The sequence below is a fragment of the Desulfitobacterium elongatum genome (genome assembly GCF_055378975.1).
In genome coordinates this window covers 1,515,358-1,537,332 of the sequence record NZ_AP038772.1, presented here as the reverse complement: position 1 = coordinate 1,537,332, position 21,975 = coordinate 1,515,358, and the positions used below count along the sequence as shown (strand labels likewise).

13 protein-coding genes and 3 rRNA genes are annotated in these 21,975 nt (G+C 45.0%); 4 read left to right on the top strand and 12 right to left on the bottom strand.

The genetic code is table 11. The annotated features are described in order from the left end of the window. The first annotated feature begins 244 nt into the window (after positions 1-244). From ACZ42W_RS07130 to ACZ42W_RS07115, 4 genes are all read left to right on the top strand, one after another. Positions 245-463: a small, acid-soluble spore protein, alpha/beta type gene (locus ACZ42W_RS07130; RefSeq protein WP_464169528.1), complete on the top strand. Its 219-nt coding sequence runs from the start codon at positions 245-247 to the stop codon at positions 461-463. 441 nt (positions 464-904) lie between these two features. Next, positions 905-3,046 (top strand): molybdopterin-containing oxidoreductase family protein, encoded by a 2,142-nt coding sequence (locus ACZ42W_RS07125; RefSeq protein WP_464169527.1) that lies wholly within the window; start codon positions 905-907, stop codon positions 3,044-3,046. 18 nt (positions 3,047-3,064) lie between these two features. Beyond that, positions 3,065-3,793, top strand: a complete 729-nt coding sequence (locus ACZ42W_RS07120; RefSeq protein WP_464169525.1) for a 4Fe-4S dicluster domain-containing protein — start codon at positions 3,065-3,067, stop codon at positions 3,791-3,793. After that, the gene (locus ACZ42W_RS07115) at positions 3,786-4,457 is read left to right on the top strand and encodes a formate dehydrogenase subunit gamma (protein WP_464169523.1); all 672 of its coding nucleotides are present in this window, start codon (positions 3,786-3,788) and stop codon (positions 4,455-4,457) included. The genes ACZ42W_RS07120 and ACZ42W_RS07115 overlap by 8 nt, the downstream gene beginning before the upstream one ends. A gap of 182 nt (positions 4,458-4,639) precedes the next feature. Here the strand turns inward: ACZ42W_RS07115 and ACZ42W_RS07110 are convergent, their stop codons facing one another. From ACZ42W_RS07110 to dapB, 12 genes are all read right to left on the bottom strand, one after another. After that, positions 4,640-5,698, bottom strand: a complete 1,059-nt coding sequence (locus ACZ42W_RS07110) for a cytochrome c3 family protein (RefSeq protein WP_464169521.1) — start codon at positions 5,696-5,698, stop codon at positions 4,640-4,642. Positions 5,699-6,792: 1,094 nt separating this feature from the next. After that, positions 6,793-6,909: ribosomal RNA gene (rrf, locus tag ACZ42W_RS07105) — 5S ribosomal RNA — on the bottom strand. A 137-nt stretch (positions 6,910-7,046) separates the two neighbouring features. Further along, positions 7,047-10,106: ribosomal RNA gene (locus ACZ42W_RS07100) — 23S ribosomal RNA — on the bottom strand. 416 nt (positions 10,107-10,522) lie between these two features. After that, a 16S ribosomal RNA gene (locus ACZ42W_RS07095) occupies positions 10,523-12,253 on the bottom strand. The 16S, 23S and 5S rRNA genes sit together here, the layout of an rRNA operon. A 576-nt stretch (positions 12,254-12,829) precedes the next feature. Beyond that, complete coding sequence (locus ACZ42W_RS07090) at positions 12,830-14,494, bottom strand: ribonuclease J (RefSeq protein WP_464169519.1); 1,665 nt, start codon at positions 14,492-14,494, stop codon at positions 12,830-12,832. A gap of 294 nt (positions 14,495-14,788) precedes the next feature. After that, positions 14,789-15,853 carry a multiheme c-type cytochrome gene (locus tag ACZ42W_RS07085; RefSeq protein WP_464169517.1) on the bottom strand — a complete coding sequence of 355 codons (1,065 nt, stop codon included), beginning with the start codon at positions 15,851-15,853 and terminating at the stop codon, positions 14,789-14,791. Between the two features lie 370 nt (positions 15,854-16,223). Next, entirely contained in the window at positions 16,224-17,099 is an 876-nt protein-coding gene (gene dapA / locus ACZ42W_RS07080) for a 4-hydroxy-tetrahydrodipicolinate synthase (protein ID WP_464169515.1), read from the bottom strand. Between the two features lie 33 nt (positions 17,100-17,132). After that, entirely contained in the window at positions 17,133-18,359 is a 1,227-nt protein-coding gene (gene dapG / locus ACZ42W_RS07075) for an aspartate kinase (RefSeq protein ID WP_464169513.1), read from the bottom strand. A 101-nt stretch (positions 18,360-18,460) separates the two neighbouring features. Beyond that, a complete protein-coding gene (locus ACZ42W_RS07070) occupies positions 18,461-19,450 on the bottom strand; it encodes an aspartate-semialdehyde dehydrogenase (RefSeq protein WP_464169511.1) in 990 nt (329 codons plus the stop codon). Between the two features lie 98 nt (positions 19,451-19,548). Beyond that, complete coding sequence (locus ACZ42W_RS07065) at positions 19,549-20,136, bottom strand: dipicolinate synthase subunit B (RefSeq protein ID WP_464169509.1); 588 nt, start codon at positions 20,134-20,136, stop codon at positions 19,549-19,551. Between the two features lie 19 nt (positions 20,137-20,155). Then, positions 20,156-21,070, bottom strand: a complete 915-nt coding sequence (dpsA, locus tag ACZ42W_RS07060; RefSeq protein WP_464169508.1) for a dipicolinate synthase subunit DpsA — start codon at positions 21,068-21,070, stop codon at positions 20,156-20,158. A gap of 83 nt (positions 21,071-21,153) precedes the next feature. Then, complete coding sequence (gene dapB / locus ACZ42W_RS07055) at positions 21,154-21,957, bottom strand: 4-hydroxy-tetrahydrodipicolinate reductase (protein WP_464169506.1); 804 nt, start codon at positions 21,955-21,957, stop codon at positions 21,154-21,156. Positions 21,958-21,975: the final 18 nt, after the last annotated feature.

Below are 21,975 nucleotides of genomic sequence, written 5' to 3'. Positions count from 1 at the left end.
TTACAATCTAGTTGTGAAAGCATATAGTTTCACAACTAGTGTAATACACTGGTTACCTTCTCATCTCACTCCTCCTCAATCTAACCCCTCTGCTCTATGCCCAGCAACAGTTGGGCTAATTTTTTGTCCTTTTTTATAATAGTGTGCTTTATTGTATAAAAACCTTTCACTTTGGGCAATTTAAAAGTGCTCCATTAAATATTTCCCGTCGAATCTAGCTGAATATATAAAGGAGGAAGGTCAGATGAGCAATAACACGCCTATGGTTCCTGAATCCGAAAAGCAGTTGGATCAGCTTAAGTGGGAAGTAGCCGAAGAACTCCATTTGGATGACGACATCAAGGATAAAGGGTTTGGGAACATGACAACCCGAGAAGTCGGGCAAATCGGTGGAAACATGGTCAAAAAATTGATCGAGTATGCCGAAGAACAAATGGGGGATGGAGTCGACATTGACGGGTAACTCAAAGTTCATATTGTAGAAGCTTCGTGACGGCCAGCACGAAATTTCTGCATCTGAAGTGACTTCTTTAAGGAGCACTTACACAAAAGAAGCGAGTTTTTTCGCTTCTTTTGCTATTTCAATCTAATATTCTACTTAGCTTGGACCTCATCCTAGGGGTATTCTCTTCTCTTTATAGAATCTTGTCTAATTCTCTCAATTCTAAAGTTCTGGGTCGATCCTCAATAAAATAATACTATAGAACAATTTAGAATACTTATTTTACGAAAAATATTATTTATCGTTTAATAAGTATGTGCACATTTGTAATATTTATCACTAATTTTCCGGTAATGTCCAAATCCAAGGAAGCTCGGTAACCAAGGTGAAAAGACTCACATACACAAGGTATTAACCCTAATATTATCAATTCAATAGCTAATCTTAAGGGAGGATATCTGAATGGAGAAAAACTCAAGTTTCTTTGATGTTAGTCGTCGCTCATTCCTTAAACTATCTGCAGGTACTGCATTTGCAGCCGCAACAGGGTCCTGGATTCCTAAACTTGTATCTGCAGAAGAAGCAGCAAAAATGCCTAATATCGTGTGGAAAAAAAGTGTTTGTAGCCTTTGCAGTGGTGGGTGCGGTCTGAAAGTAGCCGTGTCTGAAGACAAGATTATTGGCGTATATGGGGATGAGAAAAACCCCTTCAACAAAGGTGGACTTTGCCCTAAACCGGTCGAAATGATTCAAATGGTCTATAGCCCCAATCGAGTGCTCTCTCCGATGAAAAAAATGGCCGATGGAAGTTTCCAAAAGATTTCTTGGCAAGAGGCCATACAACTTATTGCTGAAAATCACAAAAAAAATAACGGGAAAATTCTTGGCTTTGATCCTAAACCTGGTGGTCATGCCTCAGGTAACGCGTGGCAGCTCTTTATGGACACGAATGGTATTCCATCTTTCGGGACGGATCCAATCTGTAAGCAAACAGAAAAAGTCGTTCGGACAGCTCAACTGGGTAGTGCAGACCAACCCAATCCTGCCCATGACTTAGCTAAAGCAAAACTCGTAATTTTCGTCGGTGCAAATATCGCCGAGATTAAAGCCGGACAAGCCCAATGGATTATGGAGTGCCGCAAAAATGGCGGTAAAGTGATTACAATCGACACCCGATTAACCAAAACCGCACGGATTTCTGATCAGTTCATCATGATTAATCCCGGTTCAGATGGCTTCCTAGGTTATACGCTCATCAACTACATCATAAAGAATAATCTTTATGATCAGGATTTTATCCAGAACTATACCTCTGGATTCGATAAGCTAACTACAGCAGTCGAATTGTTCTCTATAGAGGAAGCTGAGAAAGTTACAGGCATTCCCAAAGCCGTCATTGAACAATTGGCTAAAGACATTGCGACCCTTAAGCCTGGAATGTTCTGGAGTGGTCGTGGAATTATCATGACGACCAATGGCACATCTGCCACCTATGCTTTTGAGTCCCTTATGTATCTTATGGGAAATATCGGTAAGCCTGGTGCTGGAATAGTAGCCCACCTACAAAGCTATGGAAAACCAGAAGACTTCTATCCCAAGGAATTAAAAGTATCTCCCAAAAAGATTAAACATCAAGACGTCATTACAAGCCTAGAAAAAGGTGATATCAAAATGGTTTATTCTATGGGCAACCCTGTTGTTACTTGGCCGAACTCGGCCAAGATGAAGGAACAGTTTGAAAAGGCCTTTCTTGTTTCCTATACCTTGATTATAGATGACACGGCTGCCCTTGCTGACGTAATCCTACCTGCTACTCATTGGTTTGAGGAAGCGAGTGCCGTCAAAGGAATTAACCGGACGATCCAATGGCGTGAACAAGTGGTGAAGCCACTGGGGGAAACAAAATCAGGCTTCGAAGTTTGGGCTATGCTTGCCAAAGCTCTCGGTCAGGAGCCCGCACTTCCCTTCTATCCCAAAAATCCCGAGCAATGCTGGGAAGAAATTGACCGTATGTTTAACAAAAATAATTGTGGTGGAATATCGATCGAGAGAATGTTCAATACTCCCGGTGGGGTCTACTGGCCATGCCCTGATGAAAAAGATCCAAAACCACGAAAGTATAGTAAGTTGGAATTTAAGACTGCCGATAAGAAGATTAACTTCTATATTAAAGATTGGAAAGAACCCATACCCCTGTACATTCCGACAGAAAAATCCCCTGGAAATACTTCAGAAGTTGCCAAAGATTTTCCACTCTACCTTAATACGTCTAAAGTAGCCTCTCATTACCATACACAAAATGCACATTTTTCTTGGGCGACTGAAGTGGAACAACCCTATCTAGAAATCCATCCTAAAACAGCAGGCGCAGCTGGAATTAAGAATGGCGACAGGGTTTTAGTCGAAACTAAGTTTGGAAAACTTACACTTACAGCAAAAGTAACACAGGGAATTCATGAAAAAGTTGTTAATACACAACCCTATTTCGGAAAGCACTCACTCTATGAGCTTGAACCAGTTAACAGTCTGTTCCCAAATGTTATCGATCCGATTGGACAATCGTTCCCGCAAAAAAACATTCAATGCCGAATTAGCAAGGCTTAAGGAAGGGAGGAAAAGCGCATGGCAAAGTACGGAATTTTAGTAGATCTAAGTAACTGCCTCGGGTGCAAATCCTGTGCCCTGTCCTGTAAACATGAGAACAAGGTCTCCGCTGGTATTTCCTGGCTAAAAGTACATAATGAGGTGCTCGCAACCGAAAAAGGCCCTCAACTTTATACCTTCCCTATGGGTTGTTTGCATTGTGGAGAACCCTCATGCGCAAAAGTATGTCCTGTAGATGCCATCACAAAAAAACCCGATGGTATCGTACAGCGTGACCCCGAAAAATGCGTGGGTTGCAAATTTTGCGTCACGGCTTGTCCCTTTGGACAATCCCATTTTAATGAAACGGTCAAAAAAGCTGAGAAATGTACGCTTTGTATAGACCGCCAAGAACGTGGAGAGGTTCCCGCCTGTACCGTGAATTGTCCGACTGGCGCACGATCCGCAATTGACCCCAACAAACTACAAGAAGAATCAAACAAGCGTCTAGCTCAGGCCAAACTTCTAGGTCTTGATTATACTCTTTACAGTGGGGACAAAGTTGGTGGAACACAAGTTGCTTATCTCGTTCCAAAGGGAGTTCATATCGAAGCAGGGCCTCAAGATATAGAGCCCTCGGCTACGATTGGAGTCTGGCAGGATGCCATCAAACCTGTCGCTAAGGCCGGGTTAGGTGTTGTTGTCGGTGCTGTAGCTTTCGCAGGACTCTCAAACTCCCGCAAAAAGGAGGACGATATACATGAGTAATCGAGTACAACGATTCAATAAAAAAGAGCGAATTACCCACTGGGCTAACGCCATCTTTTTTGGACTACTCTTCCTCTCAGGGATGGTCCTATTTTTCGGAACTATCGCTTCAACCATCGGTCATGGCGGAGTTGCCTTTACAAAACTCGTTCATCGAATTGCAGCTGTCCCATTTATCCTTATTGTCCCGCTGATGATGATTTTTGGAACACCAAAGACAACGAAAATATGGCTTAAGGAAATCTTCACTTGGTCAAAGGATGATATTATCTGGATTACGGGTTTTGCCAAGGAATTCTTCGGCGGGCATGTAAAACTCCCTGCTCAAGGAAGTCTAAACGCCGGAGAGAAAATTAACTCCCTCCTCGGAATTATCGGATGTGGACTCCTTGTCCTCAGTGGACTAATTATGTGGTTTAGCGATTCTTTCTCCCCTTCTCTTGTCTTAATGGCTTATGCTATTCATGATATGGCAGCTGCAGTCGTCGGAGCAGCTATTATCGGGCACTCCTATCTAGGGCTCTTTCATCCCGGTTCAAAAGATGCACTATCTGGGATGATTGATGGAACAGTTTCATCTGAATTTGCCAAAGGGCACCATGAAAAATGGTATAATGAAGTGGTAAGTTCTCAAGCTGATTCACAGACACTGCCGCTAAATTAAATTGTTTTTTCAAGCGTCAACAAAAAGGAAGTTTAGTTTCAAAAAAAGTCCTAGGAATTTGTTTTTATTCCTAGGACTTTTCTAATACCTTTACTTCTATCCGACCGATGACTATCTGCTATTTAGAGCCGTGCTTTTGAATACCTTACTTTATGAGAGTGCACTCGAATACTACAATATAATTATTTTGCAGCAGCTGGAAGCAATTTTGTTATTAAATCAATAGCCTTTTGATTCTTCATTTCGATTGGCTTCGTACTTGGATCATCACCTAAGTCTGCATATGGAAGGGCTCCGAAACTATGGTCCTTAGTAAAGTGGCCACGCTCATCAGTTGGGTTCTTCCACATTATCTTATCAAGGTCAAAAGTTTTTCCTGCATGGCACTTCGCACATAGATCTTGTGCCTTATCGGCTTTTAGCAAAGATCCAGTTGCATTGACTTTATGGGGATCATGACAGGCTAGACAATTTGTAGATGCATTCTGGGCATGTTTGCTTGCAAAGAAATTTCGGGTTCCATAGTGGGTATTAGCTATCCAGACCCCATCTGCATTCTTAGTCGGATTACTAGCATGACATGTATTACATGCATCTGTAGCAGTCTTGGGATCCATAGTTGCCTTTTTATCTGCAGCCGTTACGTGATTTCCACCAGGACCATGACAGGACTCACAAGATATACCATAATCCTTCGAATTCACTACAACTCCAGGAGCATGGCATTTACCACAAGTAAAACTTTCTGCTGACCAATCCGGTTTTCCATCTTTATCTACATCAGCTTCTTTTGCCGGTTTAAGTGTATATTTATCTCCGGTCTTCTCAATAGTAGCTACACGATATACCTTCTCTTTGAAACCTTCAGGAGCCTTAGCGACAACATAGCGATCCATCATGACGCCATAGACTTGACTCCCCTGTGATAAATCAACTGTACCTGACTTAGCTGTATCCGTTGTTAAAGCATCAAATACTTTAATCTGTCCTGCTGGCTTATCCAACGAATAACTCGAAAGAGGTTTGAATGCGCTAAAGTGTTTTGACTTTGAAGCATTGGTATGATACTCCGCGTGGCAACCCTTACACGTTTCACTCCCAACATATTGAGCAGTAGTTGTAGGAGCGGGCTGTCCCGTTTGTGGTGCCGGAGCAGGTTGTTGTTGAGCTTTACAACCTACTAGCACTATACCCAGTAACGCAATTAATCCAAGACCGAGTAATGTCTTTTTGATCTTCAAAATACTTCCTCCTTTATACCTTTAATTTAAAATAGCCTTTACCTTCTGATTACATCGAGCTTAGTTTGTTCAAATTCTCAATTTATTAACCAGAAAACACTCACAAATACTATCTTTTTTGAGATTATTTCATGCTAGCGGAACATCCAATTACGTAAAAGTAAAAAGCCGCCAATCATCTCATCAAAGATAAAATGATTGGCGGCTTTTTACCCTTAGGTCGTAATTGTGACAATAGCTGTTACGCCAATTAAAAGGATAACGAGAATAAAAAGAATTGACTTGAGATCTAGGTTAAACTTGTTTTGCACACAAAAAACCTCCTCTCTTGCCTTACTGGGCTCAGGAGATACTCGGGGTGCTGGTAGATTCAGTCGTCGTTATTTAAAGGAAAGATTATTTTTAACCTGCTTACAGAATATCTTTTCTTTATTAAAGATTCGATCTCCTCTGAGATCACTTAGGCGGTTGAAAGTACAATTTGCATCCCGTTATGATCCAAAACTCATGACATATAATTATTCGACACCCCTTCGCAAGAACCTGCTCAAAATGATGTAATTTTTCTAGATTTCAGAAAAATATTTCTATTATAAAAAAGAAAAAGAGATCATTTAGAAAAGCGGTCTCTGCACTTACTTACCTGGCAACGACTTACTTTCCCAGGAGGCCACGCCAATCAGTCATTCTTTGGGGATGTGGCGCTGGCCGCGTAACAGTCCACTGGACTGTTACGTCTGCGGTCCAAGTAGGGCGGCGCCTCTCAGAATGCGTCTGTAGCCTTGGCACTCGCCCCGAAATCATCCACCGGATAATTTCGTATCAGCCCTGGAGGTCTTAACTTCCGTGTTCGAGATACGAAATGATATGGGATATCATTTCGGCCAAGCCGCTGTGCTGGAGAGAGAGACTTCGCGGCGCCACGAAACAGTCCGGTGGACTGTTTCGGCCACACGGCAAACTGTCAAAGGAATACTATCGCCGTGTGAGCCGAACGGGTGGAACTAACCCCAAAGAATCATGCACATTCCCGTCGTTTTTTACGCAGTAAAAAAGCAAAAAGACCATCTATTAAAGACGGTCTCTTTACGCTTACCTGGCAACGACTTACTTTCCCAGGACCCTGCGGTCCAAGTATCATCAGCCCTGGAGGTCTTAACTTCCGTGTTCGGTATGGGAACGGGTGGAACCCCTCCGGAATAATCACCAGATCTTTGAAGTTTCAAGCTCCTTTCGGAACCCTATTCCCTCAAAACTGCACAGATGTAATGTCTTAACTGTAATTAAGATAATCTCTTCCTCACTTAAGATTGAGCCCAAAGTGAGTGAACCGCTTGCCTGCGTTTGTTAGGTCAAGCCCTCGACCGATTAGTACCCGTCAGCTCCACGCGTCACCGCGCTTCCACACCGGGCCTATCAACCTGATCATCATTCAGGGGTCTTACCAGCTTGTGCTGTGGGAAATCTCATCTTGAGGTCGGTTTCGCGCTTAGATGCTTTCAGCGCTTATCCGCTCCGGATATAGCTACCCAGCTGTGCCTCTGGCGAGACAACTGGTACACCAGTGATCCGTCCAACCCGGTCCTCTCGTACTAGGGTCAGATCCTCTCAAATTTCCTGCGCCTGCGACGGATAGGGACCGAACTGTCTCACGACGTTCTGAACCCAGCTCACGTACCGCTTTAATGGGCGAACAGCCCAACCCTTGGGACCTACTACAGCCCCAGGATGCGATGAGCCGACATCGAGGTGCCAAACCTCCCCGTCGATATGGACTCTTGGGGGAGATAAGCCTGTTATCCCCAGGGTAGCTTTTATCCGTTGAGCGATGGCCCTTCCACTCGGTACCACCGGATCACTAAGCCCGACTTTCGTCCCTGCTCGACTTGTTGGTCTCGCAGTCAAGCTCCCTTTTGCCTTTACACTCTACGCGCGATTTCCAACCGCGCTGAGGGAACCTTTGGGCGCCTCCGTTACTCTTTAGGAGGCGACCGCCCCAGTCAAACTGCCCACCTGACACGGTCCTCAACCCCGATTCAGGGGTCTAAGTTAGAACTTCAGTACAAAAAGAGTGGTATCCCACCGGCGACTCCACCAAGGCTGGCGCCCTAGCTTCTTTGTCTCCCACCTATCCTGTACATTTTATACCAAAATCCAATGTCAAGCTACAGTAAAGCTCCATGGGGTCTTTCTGTCCTGTCGCAGGTAACCCGCATCTTCACGGGTATTACAATTTCGCCGAGTCCCTCGTTGAGACAGTGTCCAGATCGTTACGCCTTTCGTGCGGGTCAGAACTTACCTGACAAGGAATTTCGCTACCTTAGGACCGTTATAGTTACGGCCGCCGTTTACTGGGGCTTCAATTCAAAGCTTCGCCTTGCGGCTAACCTCTCCTCTTAACCTTCCAGCACCGGGCAGGCGTCAGCCCCTATACTTCTCTTTTCAGATTGGCAGGGACCTGTGTTTTTGTTAAACAGTCGCCTGGACCTCTTCTCTGCGGCTCTTCTTTCAAAGAGCACCCCTTCTCCCGAAGTTACGGGGTCATTTTGCCGAGTTCCTTAACGAGGGTTTTCTCGCGCGCCTTAGGATTCTCTCCTTACCTACCTGTGTCGGTTTGCGGTACGGGCACTCTCTTGCTCACTAGAGGCTTTTCTTGACAGCTTGGAGTCGGTTACTTCGCTACTTATTTTCGCTCCCCGTCACCTTTCAGGCTTCTCGCGAGACGGATTTTCCTGTCTCACACCCTACGGGCTTGGGCGTGCTCTACCAACGGCACGCTTAACCTATCCTTCTGTGTCACCCCATTGCTCAAACGCTTAAGAGTGGTACTGGAATCTCAACCAGTTGTCCATCGCCTACGCTTTACGCCTCGGCTTAGGTCCCGACTTACCCTGGGCGGACGAGCCTTCCCCAGGAATCCTTAGGTTTACGGCGGGTGAGATTCTCACTCACCTTTTCGCATACTCATACCGGCATTCTCACTTCTAAACGCTCCACCATTCCTTACAGAACAACTTCGCTGCATTTAGAACGCTCCCCTACCCCTGGAATGGAATTATTAAATCCTTAGCATTGACTTTACGCTGAGCCCCAAAGACATTTGGGAATTTTGCTTTGATTAAAGCTTTTGTCTTCCTTAGTGGAAGCAAAATTCCTGAAGTAACGTCTTTTGTGTTCTCTATCTAAAGACTTAATAATTCCATTCCAAGCCATAGCTTCGGTGATACGCTTGAGCCCCGTTACATTTTCGGCGCAGAACCACTCGACCAGTGAGCTATTACGCACTCTTTAAATGGTGGCTGCTTCTGAGCCAACATCCTGGTTGTCTGTGCAATTCCACATCCTTTTCCACTTAGCGTATACTTTGGGACCTTAGCTGATGGTCTGGGCTGTTTCCCTTTCGACTATGAAGCTTATCCCCCACAGTCTGACTCCCGATCTAAATTATTGGCATTCAGAGTTTGATAAGGTTCGGTAACCCGGTAAGGCCCCTAGCCTATTCAGTGCTTTACCGCCAATAATCATCGATTCGAGGCTAGCCCTAAAGCTATTTCGGGGAGAACCAGCTATCTCCGTGTTCGATTGGCATTTCACCCCTACCCACAGCTCATCCCCTGCCTTTTCAACGACAGTGAGTTCGGGCCTCCAGTAGGTTTTACCCCACCTTCACCCTGTCCATGGGTAGATCACACGGTTTCGGGTCTACAGCATGTAACTAGTCGCCCTTTTCAGACTCGCTTTCGCTCCGGCTCCGGCTTCTCGCCTTAACCTCGCTACATACCGTAACTCGCCGGTTCATTCTACAAAAGGCACGCCATCACACCTCTAGGGTGCTTTGACTGCTTGTAAGCGTACGGTTTCAGGTTCTTTTTCACTCCCCTCCCGGGGTGCTTTTCACCTTTCCCTCACGGTACTAGTTCGCTATCGGTCGCTAAGGAGTATTTAGCCTTGGGAGGTGGTCCTCCCGGTTTCCCACGGGGTTTCTCGTGTCCCGCGGTACTCAGGATACCCTCACAGAATGTCTTCCTTTCGCCTACAGGAGTGTTACCTTCTTTGCTCGATCTTTCCAGATCACTTCGGCTAGAAATCCATTCCTAAAAGAGGGTCCTACAACCCCGATCCCCGAAGGGGTCGGTTTGGGCTCTTCCCGTTTCGCTCGCCGCTACTCAGGGAATCGATTATTCTTTCTCTTCCTCCGGGTACTTAGATGTTTCAGTTCCCCGGGTTGTCTTCGTTAACCTATGGATTCAGTTAACGATATCCAGATATGACTCTGGATGGGTTGCCCCATTCGGGTATCCACGGATCAATGCATGCTTACTGCTCCCCGTGGCGTTTCGCCGCTCGCCGCGCCCTTCTTCGACTCTTAGCGCCTAGGCATCCACCGTACGCCCTTAGTAGCTTGACCAAACGTCCCGCCACATTAGGTTCTCAGATGTTTATCCTAATTTACAGTTAATTTCTTTTCTCTGTGCAGTTTTCAAAGAACACTTTGCTTCGAGACTTTCATCTCTTAGCGGATTGTTAGTTTAGCATGTCTCAGCTAGACTTTCAATCTGTATTTTTTGCCATTTTTCGAACAAAACTTATTCAGTTTCACTCTCTTTTGGTCAAAAAAATAGTGAGTTCCCATTTCTGGTCTCTCAAAACTAAACAACAAGTAGTTTGCACTCAAACAGCTCTTTACAGGTTTCCCTGTTTTGCCTCTTCGGCATTTCGAGTCTTTCGACTCTTCACCTTTGAACTCTTAATGCTTTCGCATCAGCTTTTTCAAAGGATCGACCATAGGATACGCTCACTACTAGAGTGAACCGTTCTCCTTAGAAAGGAGGTGATCCAGCCGCACCTTCCGATACGGCTACCTTGTTACGACTTCACCCCAATCATCGGCCCCACCTTCGACGGCTAGCTCCCTTTCGGGTTACCTCACCGGCTTCGGGTGTTGCAGACTTTCGTGGTGTGACGGGCGGTGTGTACAAGGCCCGGGAACGTATTCACCGCAGTATGCTGACCTGCGATTACTAGCGATTCCGACTTCATGTTCTCGAGTTGCAGAGAACAATCCGAACTGAGACCGGCTTTCTCGGATTCGCTCCACCTCACGGCTTCGCTTCCGTCTGTACCGGCCATTGTATTACGTGTGTAGCCCAAGACATAAGGGGCATGATGATTTGACGTCATCCCCACCTTCCTCCGGTTTGTCACCGGCAGTCTATCTAGAGTGCTCGACCTTACTCGTTAGCAACTAAATATAGGGGTTGCGCTCGTTGCGGGACTTAACCCAACATCTCACGACACGAGCTGACGACAACCATGCACCACCTGTCTCACAGCTCCCCGAAGGGCACTCTCAAGTTTCCTCGAGATTCTGTGGATGTCAAGCCTTGGTAAGGTTCTTCGCGTTGCGTCGAATTAAACCACATAATCCACCGCTTGTGCGGGCCCCCGTCAATTCCTTTGAGTTTCAACCTTGCGGCCGTACTCCCCAGGCGGAGTGCTTATTGTGTTAACTGCGGCACAGAAGGGGTCGATACCCTCTACACCTAGCACTCATCGTTTACGGCGTGGACTACCAGGGTATCTAATCCTGTTTGCTCCCCACGCTTTCGCGCCTCAGCGTCAGTTACAGTCCAGAAAGTCGCCTTCGCCACTGGTGTTCCTCCACATATCTACGCATTTCACCGCTACACGTGGAATTCCACTTTCCTCTCCTGTCCTCAAGATACCCAGTTTCCGATGCACTCCCAGGGTTGAGCCCTAGGTTTTCACACCAGACTTAAATATCCGCCTACGCGCCCTTTACGCCCAATGATTCCGGACAACGCTTGCCCCCTACGTATTACCGCGGCTGCTGGCACGTAGTTAGCCGGGGCTTCCTCCTCAGGTACCGTCATGTACAGGCATTATTCACACCCATACCGTTCGTCCCTGAAGACAGTACTTTACAACCCGAAGGCCTTCGTCGTACACGCGGCGTTGCTCCGTCAGACTTTCGTCCATTGCGGAAGATTCCCCACTGCTGCCTCCCGTAGGAGTCTGGGCCGTGTCTCAGTCCCAGTGTGGCCGTTCACCCTCTCAGGCCGGCTACTGATCGTCGCCTTGGTAGGCCTTTACCCCACCAACTAGCTAATCAGACGCGGGTCCATCCATTATCGGTAGCATGTTCAGAGGCCACCTCTCCTTAAGTGCTGATGCCAGCTCTTAAGCTTATCCGGTATTAGCCCTCGTTTCCAAGGGTTGTCCCGATTTAATGGGTAGGTTACCCACGCGTTACTCACCCGTCCGCCACTATCCAGCATCTAACACCCAGTATTCTCTGCTTCGTGTTGGTACTTATTGAATGCGTGGAGCGCTCATTCTTCCCCCTCTTCAGGGATAAGGCAACTACCGATTCTGCTTCGCTTACTCAGCACAATCAGAGTTTTCTTTAGCGTCACGCATGGCACCAACTTGCGAGCTCCAAAATACTCGGTGTTAGACACTGGACCGTTCGACTTGCATGTGTTAGGCACGCCGCCAGCGTTCGTCCTGAGCCAGGATCAAACTCTCCATAAAATTTATGAAGAAAATTTGATTGCTCAAATGTTCTAAATCTTTAACTCTTGACGAGTCATTGGCTGTTCCTTGTTGTTTAGTTTTCAAAGACCATTTGTCGGCTTTTACCGTGACGCACTTAGTGGCGACATTTATAGATTCTAGCAGATTGGCTTCTCATTGTCAACACCTTTTTCTGCCGCATTTGTCTTTTGTATTTTTGTATTTTTGTCTTTCGACTCCCGCGACAGGAATTACATAGTAACATGTCAGCACTTTCGAGTGAACTGCTAATTACCCTCCAATTTATTCCACGCCATGATCTTGTATTTAACCTCTTGGGTCTTCTGGATCAGACAGTTAGGAGGTTGGAATATAAGATGGAAATCTCTAGAAGTTTACGAGTACTATTATTTTATCTTTTGAAATTAAATATACGTATAGAATACTGATTTTTGTAAAAAATCTCATATAACGAAGAAATAACTATGAAAACAGAAAAAACGTCCCTTTGCTTCCTTAAAAAACTCTCATATAAGAATGGAAGGATCCTTGGCTATCACAAAAAGAAGAGCCCATGAGCTCTTCTTACTTTTTCTATTCTACTTCCTGGATAATAGGCAAGATCATCGGGCGGCGACGAGTTTTTTCATAAAAATGTTTGCTCAAGGTATCTCGGACCTGCCCCTTTAAGACCGCCCATTCTGTAACACGGTTTTCCCTCAAACGAGCCATCGTCTGCCGAACCTTTTCTTTCGCTTCATCAAGCATTGACTCAGATTCACGTACATAAACAAATCCTCGGGTCACTACATCTGGTCCAGCGACAATAGTTCCCGTTGTCCGACTTATCGTCATGACGACAATTAGAATACCGTCTTGAGAGAGTTGCTTACGATCACGCAGTACGATATTTCCAACGTCACCTACCCCGAGGCCATCAATTAGAACTTTGCCCGCGCTGACCCTTCCGGCGATACTTGCTCCATGTCGAGTAAATTCAATGATGCTTCCATTATCAGCGACAAAGGTATTCTCTCTGGGAATTCCCAGTTGCTCTGCTAACTCGGCATGCTTGATTAACATTCGATATTCGCCGTGTACAGGAATAAAATATTGAGGCCGCACCATATTCATCATCAGCTTCAATTCTTCCTGACTGGCGTGACCTGAAACGTGCAGCCCCTGAAAGGATTCATAGATAACATGTGCCCCTAGCTTAAACAAATGATCGACTGTTCGGGAAACTGATTTCTCATTGCCAGGGATTGGATTCGCAGAAATGATGACTGTGTCTCCAGGTTGAATCTCAACTCTACGATGGTCACTCATTGCCATCCTAGTGAGGGCGGACATAGGCTCACCCTGACTACCGGTAGTCAAAATACAGGCCTGATTCCCGGGCAAATTAACAATTTCGTCCACATCAACCAAGGTATCTTCTGGGATATCTAAATAGCCTAATTCAGCAGCAATCGCCACGACATTAACCATACTTCGCCCAACCACGGCGACTTTACGATTCGTACGATAAGCCGCGGTGATGACTTGTTGTACCCGATGAACATTAGAAGCAAAACTTGCAACAATAATTCGGTCTTCAGCATTATCGAAGGTTTCTTCAAACATCTTACCAACGCTGCGTTCCGACAGAGTAAAGCCAGGCTTCTCGACATTAGTACTATCAGACATGAGACAAAGGACACCTTTGTCACCAAGCTCGGAAAACTTATGGATATCCAATATATCTCCTGATACTGGGGTATGATCTAACTTAAAGTCACCCGTATGGACAATTACCCCTAGTGGTGTGTGCACTGCTAGGGCGACCGCATCAGGAATGCTATGACTCACTCTAATGAATTCAATCTTAAATACTCCGAGCTTAATGACGTCTCTTGGTTGAACTACCGTTGCTTTAATACTATTTAAGCTAGTTTCCTTTAACTTAGACTGGATAAGTCCCAGAGTAAGACGCGTCGCAAAAATAGGAACGTCCAAATCTTTTAACAAATAAGGCAGTGCTCCAATGTGGTCTTCATGGCCATGCGTCACTAAAATTCCCAGGATCATTTCTCTATGCTCAAGCAAATAAGAGTAGTCTGGAATCACAATATCTATTCCGAGCATTTCATCTTCTGGAAATGCAAGACCCGCGTCGATAAGTAGTATCTGATTATCATAACGAATGACGGTCATGTTCTTACCGATTTCGCCTAAACCACCTAAAGGAATGATTTGAACCTTATGTTCTTTTGGCAAACTTTTACACCTCCACCAAATTTTACCTATTATAAAGTTAGATTGTGCCACTACTTCTTGGGAGCTACCCCATTTTGCTTCCACATCCGAAAATGGAAACAAAAATAGTGAAATACTTAAAACGAATACAACGATCCTAGGTATTCGTAAGTATTCCGGGAACATCTATGAAACTCACCGCACAATATATTTAATTTTATTATAACTCGGAAAACTTATGGTGACAAGAGCGAAAAGCAGAAGGCCAACCGAACGAATCGGCTAACCTTCTGCTTTTAGGATTCTTTTACATCATTAGAGTTTAGGATATGCCTTCTTAAGGAGGTCTAGAACTTTTTGGTTTTTAACTTCGAGCGGTTTTGTTGCTTTATCATCCCCAAGATCTTCATACTTGATGGCTCCAAAGCTGTGATCCTTTGTGATGTGTCCATTATTATCGGTAGGATTCTTCCACATTATCTGCTCTGGATCATAATTCTTGTCAGAGTGACATTTAGCACAGACATCTTTGGGATTATCCTTGCTGAGCAATTGACCGCTTGCATTGGCAGTATGTGTGGTATGGCATAGTAAGCAGCTTTGCGTATTTGAAGCATGTGCACTCGTATTGAAATTCCGTGTTCCATAGTGATTCTGTGTGGTGATAGCACCTGTGGTTGCATCTTTAGCAGGATCAGTTGGATGGCAGGTAAGGCAAGAACTAGAGGTTACATTCATTGTTCCTGCTTTCTTCTCAGCAGTGATATGATTACTTCCTGCTCCATGGCAAGATTCACAGGAAATACCTAGATCTTTAGAACCTGCTGCGATTCCAGGAGCGTGACAATTCCCACATGTAAATGCAGCTGCACCCCAATCTTTTGTACCGTTTTTATCAAAATCGTCTTCTTTAGCTGCTAAAACTTCATACTTATCGCCTTTTTTCTCAAGCTTAGCTGCACGATAAATTGGAGATTTAAAACCTGCTTCTTTCGGGATTTCAACAACTATATAATCACTCATCATTACGCCGTAGACTTTTGCTTTAGAGAGATCAATTTTAGTTGATGTTGCTTTTTCGGTGTTCGATTGGTCGAATACTGTAATTTCACCAAGTGGTTTATCTGTTGGAAAATCGGATAATGGTTTAAAGGCCTGGACGTGCTTGGTCATAGCAAAATTCTTTGCTGCGTCAGCATGACAGCTCTTACAAGTCTCTGAACCAACATATGTAGCTTTTGCTGGCTGAGTAGTCTCGGCTGCAGGTTTCGGTTGCTCCGCAGGTGCTGCTGCTGGTTTGGTACTTCCACATCCAACGAGAATTGCTCCCGCTAGTACGAGCGTTGCTGCACCCAGAATCAAATGTTTTACCTTTTTCATTTGCTTCCTTTTCCCTCCTTAGTTGTTTATACAAGTATCACCTCAAAAAATATGTTGATAACTCCCCCCTTTTCTGTAGTTCCAGTTTTGTCGATATTCTTGGGAACTACAGCTTTCTCAAATGTGAGAGAAACAACTCGTCATCATTTTAACAAAGAGTTCACCGAAATTCCACTATTTCTTCATACTTTTTTCACAATTTTCCCCTCCTTGTGATATCTTTCTTACCATTTAACAGAATCCTACAATCTGTGTCATGGAATAGACACGAAATGCGTAAAAAAACATGAGGCTATTGTATTACACAATTAGCCCCATCTTAGTAAACCAACTACCTTGCTTTCCGCAAATGCTTTTCTTATGCTTTTACTTATCCTTTTACTTCTTGTAATAAATCATCCAAAAATGCTTCTTCTTCTGGAGTCGCATTGACAAGAGGAAGTCTAACTCCACCCGCATTAATTCCGACGTGTTTCAAAAGATACTTAACAGGGACAGGATTCGTGGTTACAAATACTCCCTTAAACATTGGCATTAGTTTCAGGTGCCATTGAAGCGCGGTTTTTACATCACCTGAAAACCAGGCCTCTATCATACTCTTCATTTCATCGCCAACGATATGCGCTGCCACGCTAATAATCCCCTCGCACCCCAAAGCAAGCATCGGTAATGTTAAGGTGTCATCCCCGCTGTAAATTGCAAAATCCTCAGGTAAAAGTCTTTTGAGCTCGCTCACTTGATCCATTGATCCTGCAGCCTCTTTAAGAGCTGTGACGTTAGGAATTTCACTCAGTCTTCGAACCGTTTCCGGAAGAAGATTGGCTGATGTTCTTCCCGGTACATTATAAACCATAAGCGGCAAAGACGTGGCTTCTGCTATCGTGCGAAAATGTTGATACATCCCTTCCTGAGAGGGCTTGTTATAGTAAGGTACAACAGCCATAATCCCATCTACACCAGTATCCTGAGCCCTACGTGCTAAATCTACACTTGCCGCAGTGGAATTGGAACCCACTCCTGCGATGACCGTCGTTTTTGGGCTAACAGCTTTCTTAACCACTTGAAATAGCTCAAGCTTTTCTTCAGCCGAAATCGTCGGCGATTCACCTGTCGTTCCTGAGATCACGATCCCATCTGAACCGTGTTCTGCTAAGTACACGGCCAATCGCTCAGCTTCTGAGTAATTAACTTCCAACGTTTCATTCATCGGAGTGACCATTGCGGTCATTATTCTACTTAATGCCATTACCTTCAGCTCCTGTCAAAATATACTTCAGAGTCATGCACCCAAATTAAACTTCTTATGGAGGGCTTGAACAGCAGGGACCATATCCTCCTTATTCACAAGCACCCAAATTGTCGTATGCGAATCCGCCGATTGGAGAATACGAACTCCTGCATCAGAAAGAGCTTCAACCATATTGGCCATGACACCAGGAACACCCGCAATTCCTCCTCCAACTATCGATACCTTCGCACATCCTGAGAGAGCTGTTGGTTTGAAACCCATATTTTGGAGTATATTTACTGCCTTTTGTGCTACATCATCTGGGACGGTATAAAGAGCGGCCTCAGGCTGAACACTGATAAAATCGACACTAATGTCAGCAAGTGCCATTCCCTTAAAAATCTGCTTATCTACTTGAAGTAAATCTGGCACCTCTGAGGTTGGAACTTGGATTTGTGTTACATTTGGAGTATGGGCAATCCCCGTAATGATACGATCTCCAGTAATATCTGTTCCAGCACACATATCTGGCTGCATACTTGAAACCAAAGTACCTGGGGCATCTGAGAAGGTACACTTAATCCATATTGGGATATTTCTTTGCATGGCGATTTCCACAGCTCGAGGATGAATAACTTTGGCCCCTTGATGAGCGAGTTGGCAGATCTCATTATATGTGACTACATCCAAGATGCGAGCATCCTCAACAATTCGGGGATCTGCTGTCATGATTCCCTCAACGTCCGTATATATATCAATCGCTTCAGCATTTAGGGCAACTCCGAGAGCAGCAGCCGTCGTATCACTCCCGCCACGTCCTAGAGTCGTCACCTGCCCTTCTTCAGTAATGCCTTGGAAGCCAGTTACGACAACGACTTTACCTGACTGAAGATACTCTAAGATCGCCTTAGGTTCAACACGGGTAATTCGAGCATCGCCAAAACTATCATTCGTGATAATTCCGGCCTGACCGCCCGTTAATAGTACAGCCTCAAACCCTAAACTCTTTAGGGTACTAGTCATCACAGCACCAGAAATTACTTCACCACAACTCATCAATAGGTCGAGCTCACGTTTTGGAAGCTCACTTGATATCCCCTTTACTAAATTGATAAAGGTATCCGTCGCGTAAGGATCTCCAGTACGACCGATCGCAGATACTACTACAACAGGTGAATACCCTGCTCGTATTGCTTCTGAGACTTTAGCAGCGACCTGGGCACGGCGATCGGCTGTGGATACTGATGTTCCTCCAAATTTTTGCACAAGGACGCGCATTCCCAAACTCCTCCTGTCAACCTTAATCTCTTTCTTTATTGATGCTCTTTCATTTTCAGCCAAAGCCTAGTTAAGGAATCTTACTACAAGTGGAGTTTTAGCTACAGCAAAAGTTCAGCGATTTGGACTGCATTCGTGGCTGCTCCTTTGCGAATCTGATCCCCAACGACCCATAAATTAATGCCATTTTCAATGGAATAGTCTTTACGAATTCGTCCAATATAAACTTCATCTGTATCCGCGCTAAACCAAGGCATGGGATAACGATCTTCTGCTGGGTTATCCACTACAATAACACCAGGGGCTTTACCTAATACTGCCTTAACTGCGTCCAACTCAACTTTACGTTCTGTTTCTATGTTAATCGATTCGGAATGGCTACGAAAGACAGGAACTCGAACCGTGGTTGCAGTGATTGCCATATCTTCGACATGGAAAATCTTTTGAGTTTCTTTAACCATTTTCCACTCTTCTTTTGTATAATCCCCTTCCTGGAAAACATCGATCCGAGGAATTACATTAAACGCGATTTGGTAAGGGAAGGCTTGATTCCTAAGTTCTTCTCCTTTGGTCCAGGAACGAACCTGATCTTCAAGTTCTTCTATTCCTTCTCTCCCTGCACCTGAAACCGCTTGATAAGTCGAAACGACGACCCGTTTAATTCCTACCAGATCAAAAATAGGTTTTAACGCTACCACCATAATAATGGTCGAGCAATTGGGGTTGGCAATAATCCCTTTATGCCATTTAACATCTTCAGGATTAACTTCTGGTACGACCAGCGGAACCTCTGGATCAAGGCGAAAGGCGCTACTATTGTCAATTACGACTGCGCCGCTTTCCACAGCGGAGCGCGCAAATTCTGTGCTGGAAGAGCCACCTGCAAATAAGGCAATATCAATCCCATGAAAACTCTCATGCGTTGTTTCTCGAACTTCTAGTTCCCTTCCTTGCCACATCACCTTTTTACCTGCCGAACGTTTCGTTGCGAGTAAACGCAACTCATCCACAGGAAAATTTCTTTCTGAAAGTATCTTTAAGAACTCTTGTCCCACTGCGCCAGTGGCTCCAACGATTGCAACATTCGGCATTATTGCCCCTCCTCGTTATGATTGAAATTAAGATGTAGGAAAAGGGTGCCTTACTTTCCAGCAGGGCACCGTATTACCTACACGGCTATTATCAACGTTTAATGATAATCCACAAGCAGTGGCTGGATTTGCTTTCCCTCGCAAGCCATCAGGATGGTGTCGGGAATTCTGTCCATATGTGCTACTAAAGAATTCGCTTTCGTAGCTGGGCTATCCTGCCCGAATGGAACAAGAAATATATTTTTTGTGATGAGTAAGACACCTAAATTTCGTGCATTCATGCCAAGTCCATCGTTCGTAGATATCGCGATGACCAGTGGCCTTTGGTTACGTAAATGAGCTTTAGCAGCCATGAGAACCGGAGTATCTGTAATTCCGTTGGCAAGCTTAGCTAAAGTGTTACCCGTACAGGGTGCAATAACCAGACAATCAAACTTTTTCTGAGGCCCAATGGGTTCTGCATCCGGAATGGTATGAATCAGCTCTTTATGAGTTATCTCCTTAAGCTTATTTTTCCAATCTTCCGCTTTGCCGAACCGAGTATCCATACTTTCTACGGCGTAAGAGATAATCGGAGTCACATCGGCTCCTTCATCTACGATATTCTGCAACACCTGAGTGATCTCGTGCAATGTACAATGAGAACCTGTCACTGCAAAACCAATTTTTAACCCGTCGAACTTCATTTCCTTCGGCACCTCCACTTCAAGACTTTAAGGACGTATTCATGATCGTGGTCAGGTAGCGAAGAATAAGCTGCGGGTATACTTGAGCTAGAATTCGACCAGCCGTTTTCGGAGCAACAATCCCAGGTAAGCCTGGTGCCAGCACAGCCTTAATTTCGGATAGCTGGGCATATTCAAAATCGGTTCCACCTGGAACGGAAGCAATATCAATGATTACTGCATCTTTAGCCACTCGATCCAACATCTCTTTGTCCAGTATGAGTTGAGGCACTGTATTGAAAATGAACTCTGCTCGCCCAATTTCCTCCTCTAGATCGGGAAAAGGAACAGCCTTCAAGCCCATCTCAGTCGCCCTAGACAAATCGGCGGGTTTACGGGCTACTCCAGTGACATGAGCCCCCATCCCCTTTAATGTACGCGCAAGGGTCCATCCACATCGACCTAATCCGAGAACAAAACTCTCGCTGCCATGGATTGTAATCGTTGAAGCTTCCATAGCCATCTGGATAGCACCTTCTGCAGATGGAATTGAATTAAGAATTGCTATTTGGTCAAGATTTGCAGTCTCAATGATTCGTATCCCCATCAAATCTGCTGCAGACTTCAGGGCCGGGCGTGCCCAGCCAATGAAAAGCGGCACATGCAAAGGAATGGCTTCAAGCACTTCTTTGTTTAGAATGATGGGCGAATTTGAATATTTGGCCTTGATCCCCCCACGTTCATCGGTACCATACATTGGAAAAAGCAAGGCATCCACTTGACCTACTACTTCTTGTAGCGAAGTGGCAAGGGTAAGCCCCTCAATTGGAACTGCTTTTTCAAATCCGACCCCGACTATGTAGGCCCCCAGTTTTTGAAGCTCTGAAATCATGTAAAGTTCTCGATCATCCCCTCCAATCACAGCTAGTCGAATTCCTTTCAGACCCGCACTCATCTTTAAGCCCCCTTTAAGACAGTGTCCATGACTACTATCCAGTATATGAGGGAATAAGGAAGGCGGTTCCCTAAGAAAAATTCCTAATCGAGGAAATTCTCTAGTCCAATTACCAAATTTGTGAGGTTACAGGCCTTTCGAATCGCTAACATAACACCTGGCATGTAGGTTTCTCTCGAGTACGCATCATGTCGGATTGTTAAAGCTTGTCCAAGCCCCCCAAAGATGACTTCCTGATGAGCAACAAGGCCTGGTAAGCGGACGGAATGGATATGAACCCCTTCTACATCTGCACCACGTGCTCCCGCTATTTTCTCATATTCATTGGGATGACCCTGAACCATCGGTTTTCTAACTTCGGAGATCCAGTCCACGGTTTTCAAGGCCGTTCCGGATGGAGCATCCAACTTCTGATCATGATGAAGTTCAACAATTTCGACATGTGGGAAATACTTTGCAGCTTCTTGAGCAAAACGCATCATCAGTATTGCCCCGATAGCGAAGTTTGGAGCGATAAAAGCTCCTGTTTTTTCACGATCGATAAGTTCACGGAGTTCAGATATCTCGGTTTCATCCAACCCCGTCGTCCCTATGACTGGAATGACTCCAGCAGAAATAGCACATTTTGCATTTTTAAGCACTGACTGTGGGTTGGTAAAATCAACAAGTACATCGGCCTGAGTATCACGCAAATGACTTGCTTCTAATCCGCCAGATACATCCATTCCCAAACGAGGAGCTCCAATCATATATCCAATATCCATTCCTTGGTGACGGGTGTCTGAAGCGCCGACAAGTTGCATATCTTCTTGATTAAGAATTGTACGGAGAACTTCTTTCCCCATTTTGCCCCCGGCTCCGGCAACAAACACGCGAATTTTTTTCAAATAGAACCCCTCCTAAGA

Coding starts and splice junctions, on each gene's coding strand:
- ACZ42W_RS07130 (WP_464169528.1), top strand. CDS start 245: ATGAGCAATAACACGCCTATGGTTCCTGAATCCGAAAAGCAGTTGGAT.
- ACZ42W_RS07125 (WP_464169527.1), top strand. CDS start 905: ATGGAGAAAAACTCAAGTTTCTTTGATGTTAGTCGTCGCTCATTCCTT.
- ACZ42W_RS07120 (WP_464169525.1), top strand. CDS start 3,065: ATGGCAAAGTACGGAATTTTAGTAGATCTAAGTAACTGCCTCGGGTGC.
- ACZ42W_RS07115 (WP_464169523.1), top strand. CDS start 3,786: ATGAGTAATCGAGTACAACGATTCAATAAAAAAGAGCGAATTACCCAC.
- ACZ42W_RS07085 (WP_464169517.1), bottom strand. CDS start 15,853: ATGAAAAAGGTAAAACATTTGATTCTGGGTGCAGCAACGCTCGTACTA.
- dapA (WP_464169515.1), bottom strand. CDS start 17,099: ATGGCATTAAGTAGAATAATGACCGCAATGGTCACTCCGATGAATGAA.
- dapG (WP_464169513.1), bottom strand. CDS start 18,359: ATGCGCGTCCTTGTGCAAAAATTTGGAGGAACATCAGTATCCACAGCC.
- ACZ42W_RS07070 (WP_464169511.1), bottom strand. CDS start 19,450: ATGCCGAATGTTGCAATCGTTGGAGCCACTGGCGCAGTGGGACAAGAG.
- ACZ42W_RS07065 (WP_464169509.1), bottom strand. CDS start 20,136: ATGAAGTTCGACGGGTTAAAAATTGGTTTTGCAGTGACAGGTTCTCAT.
- dpsA (WP_464169508.1), bottom strand. CDS start 21,070: ATGAGTGCGGGTCTGAAAGGAATTCGACTAGCTGTGATTGGAGGGGAT.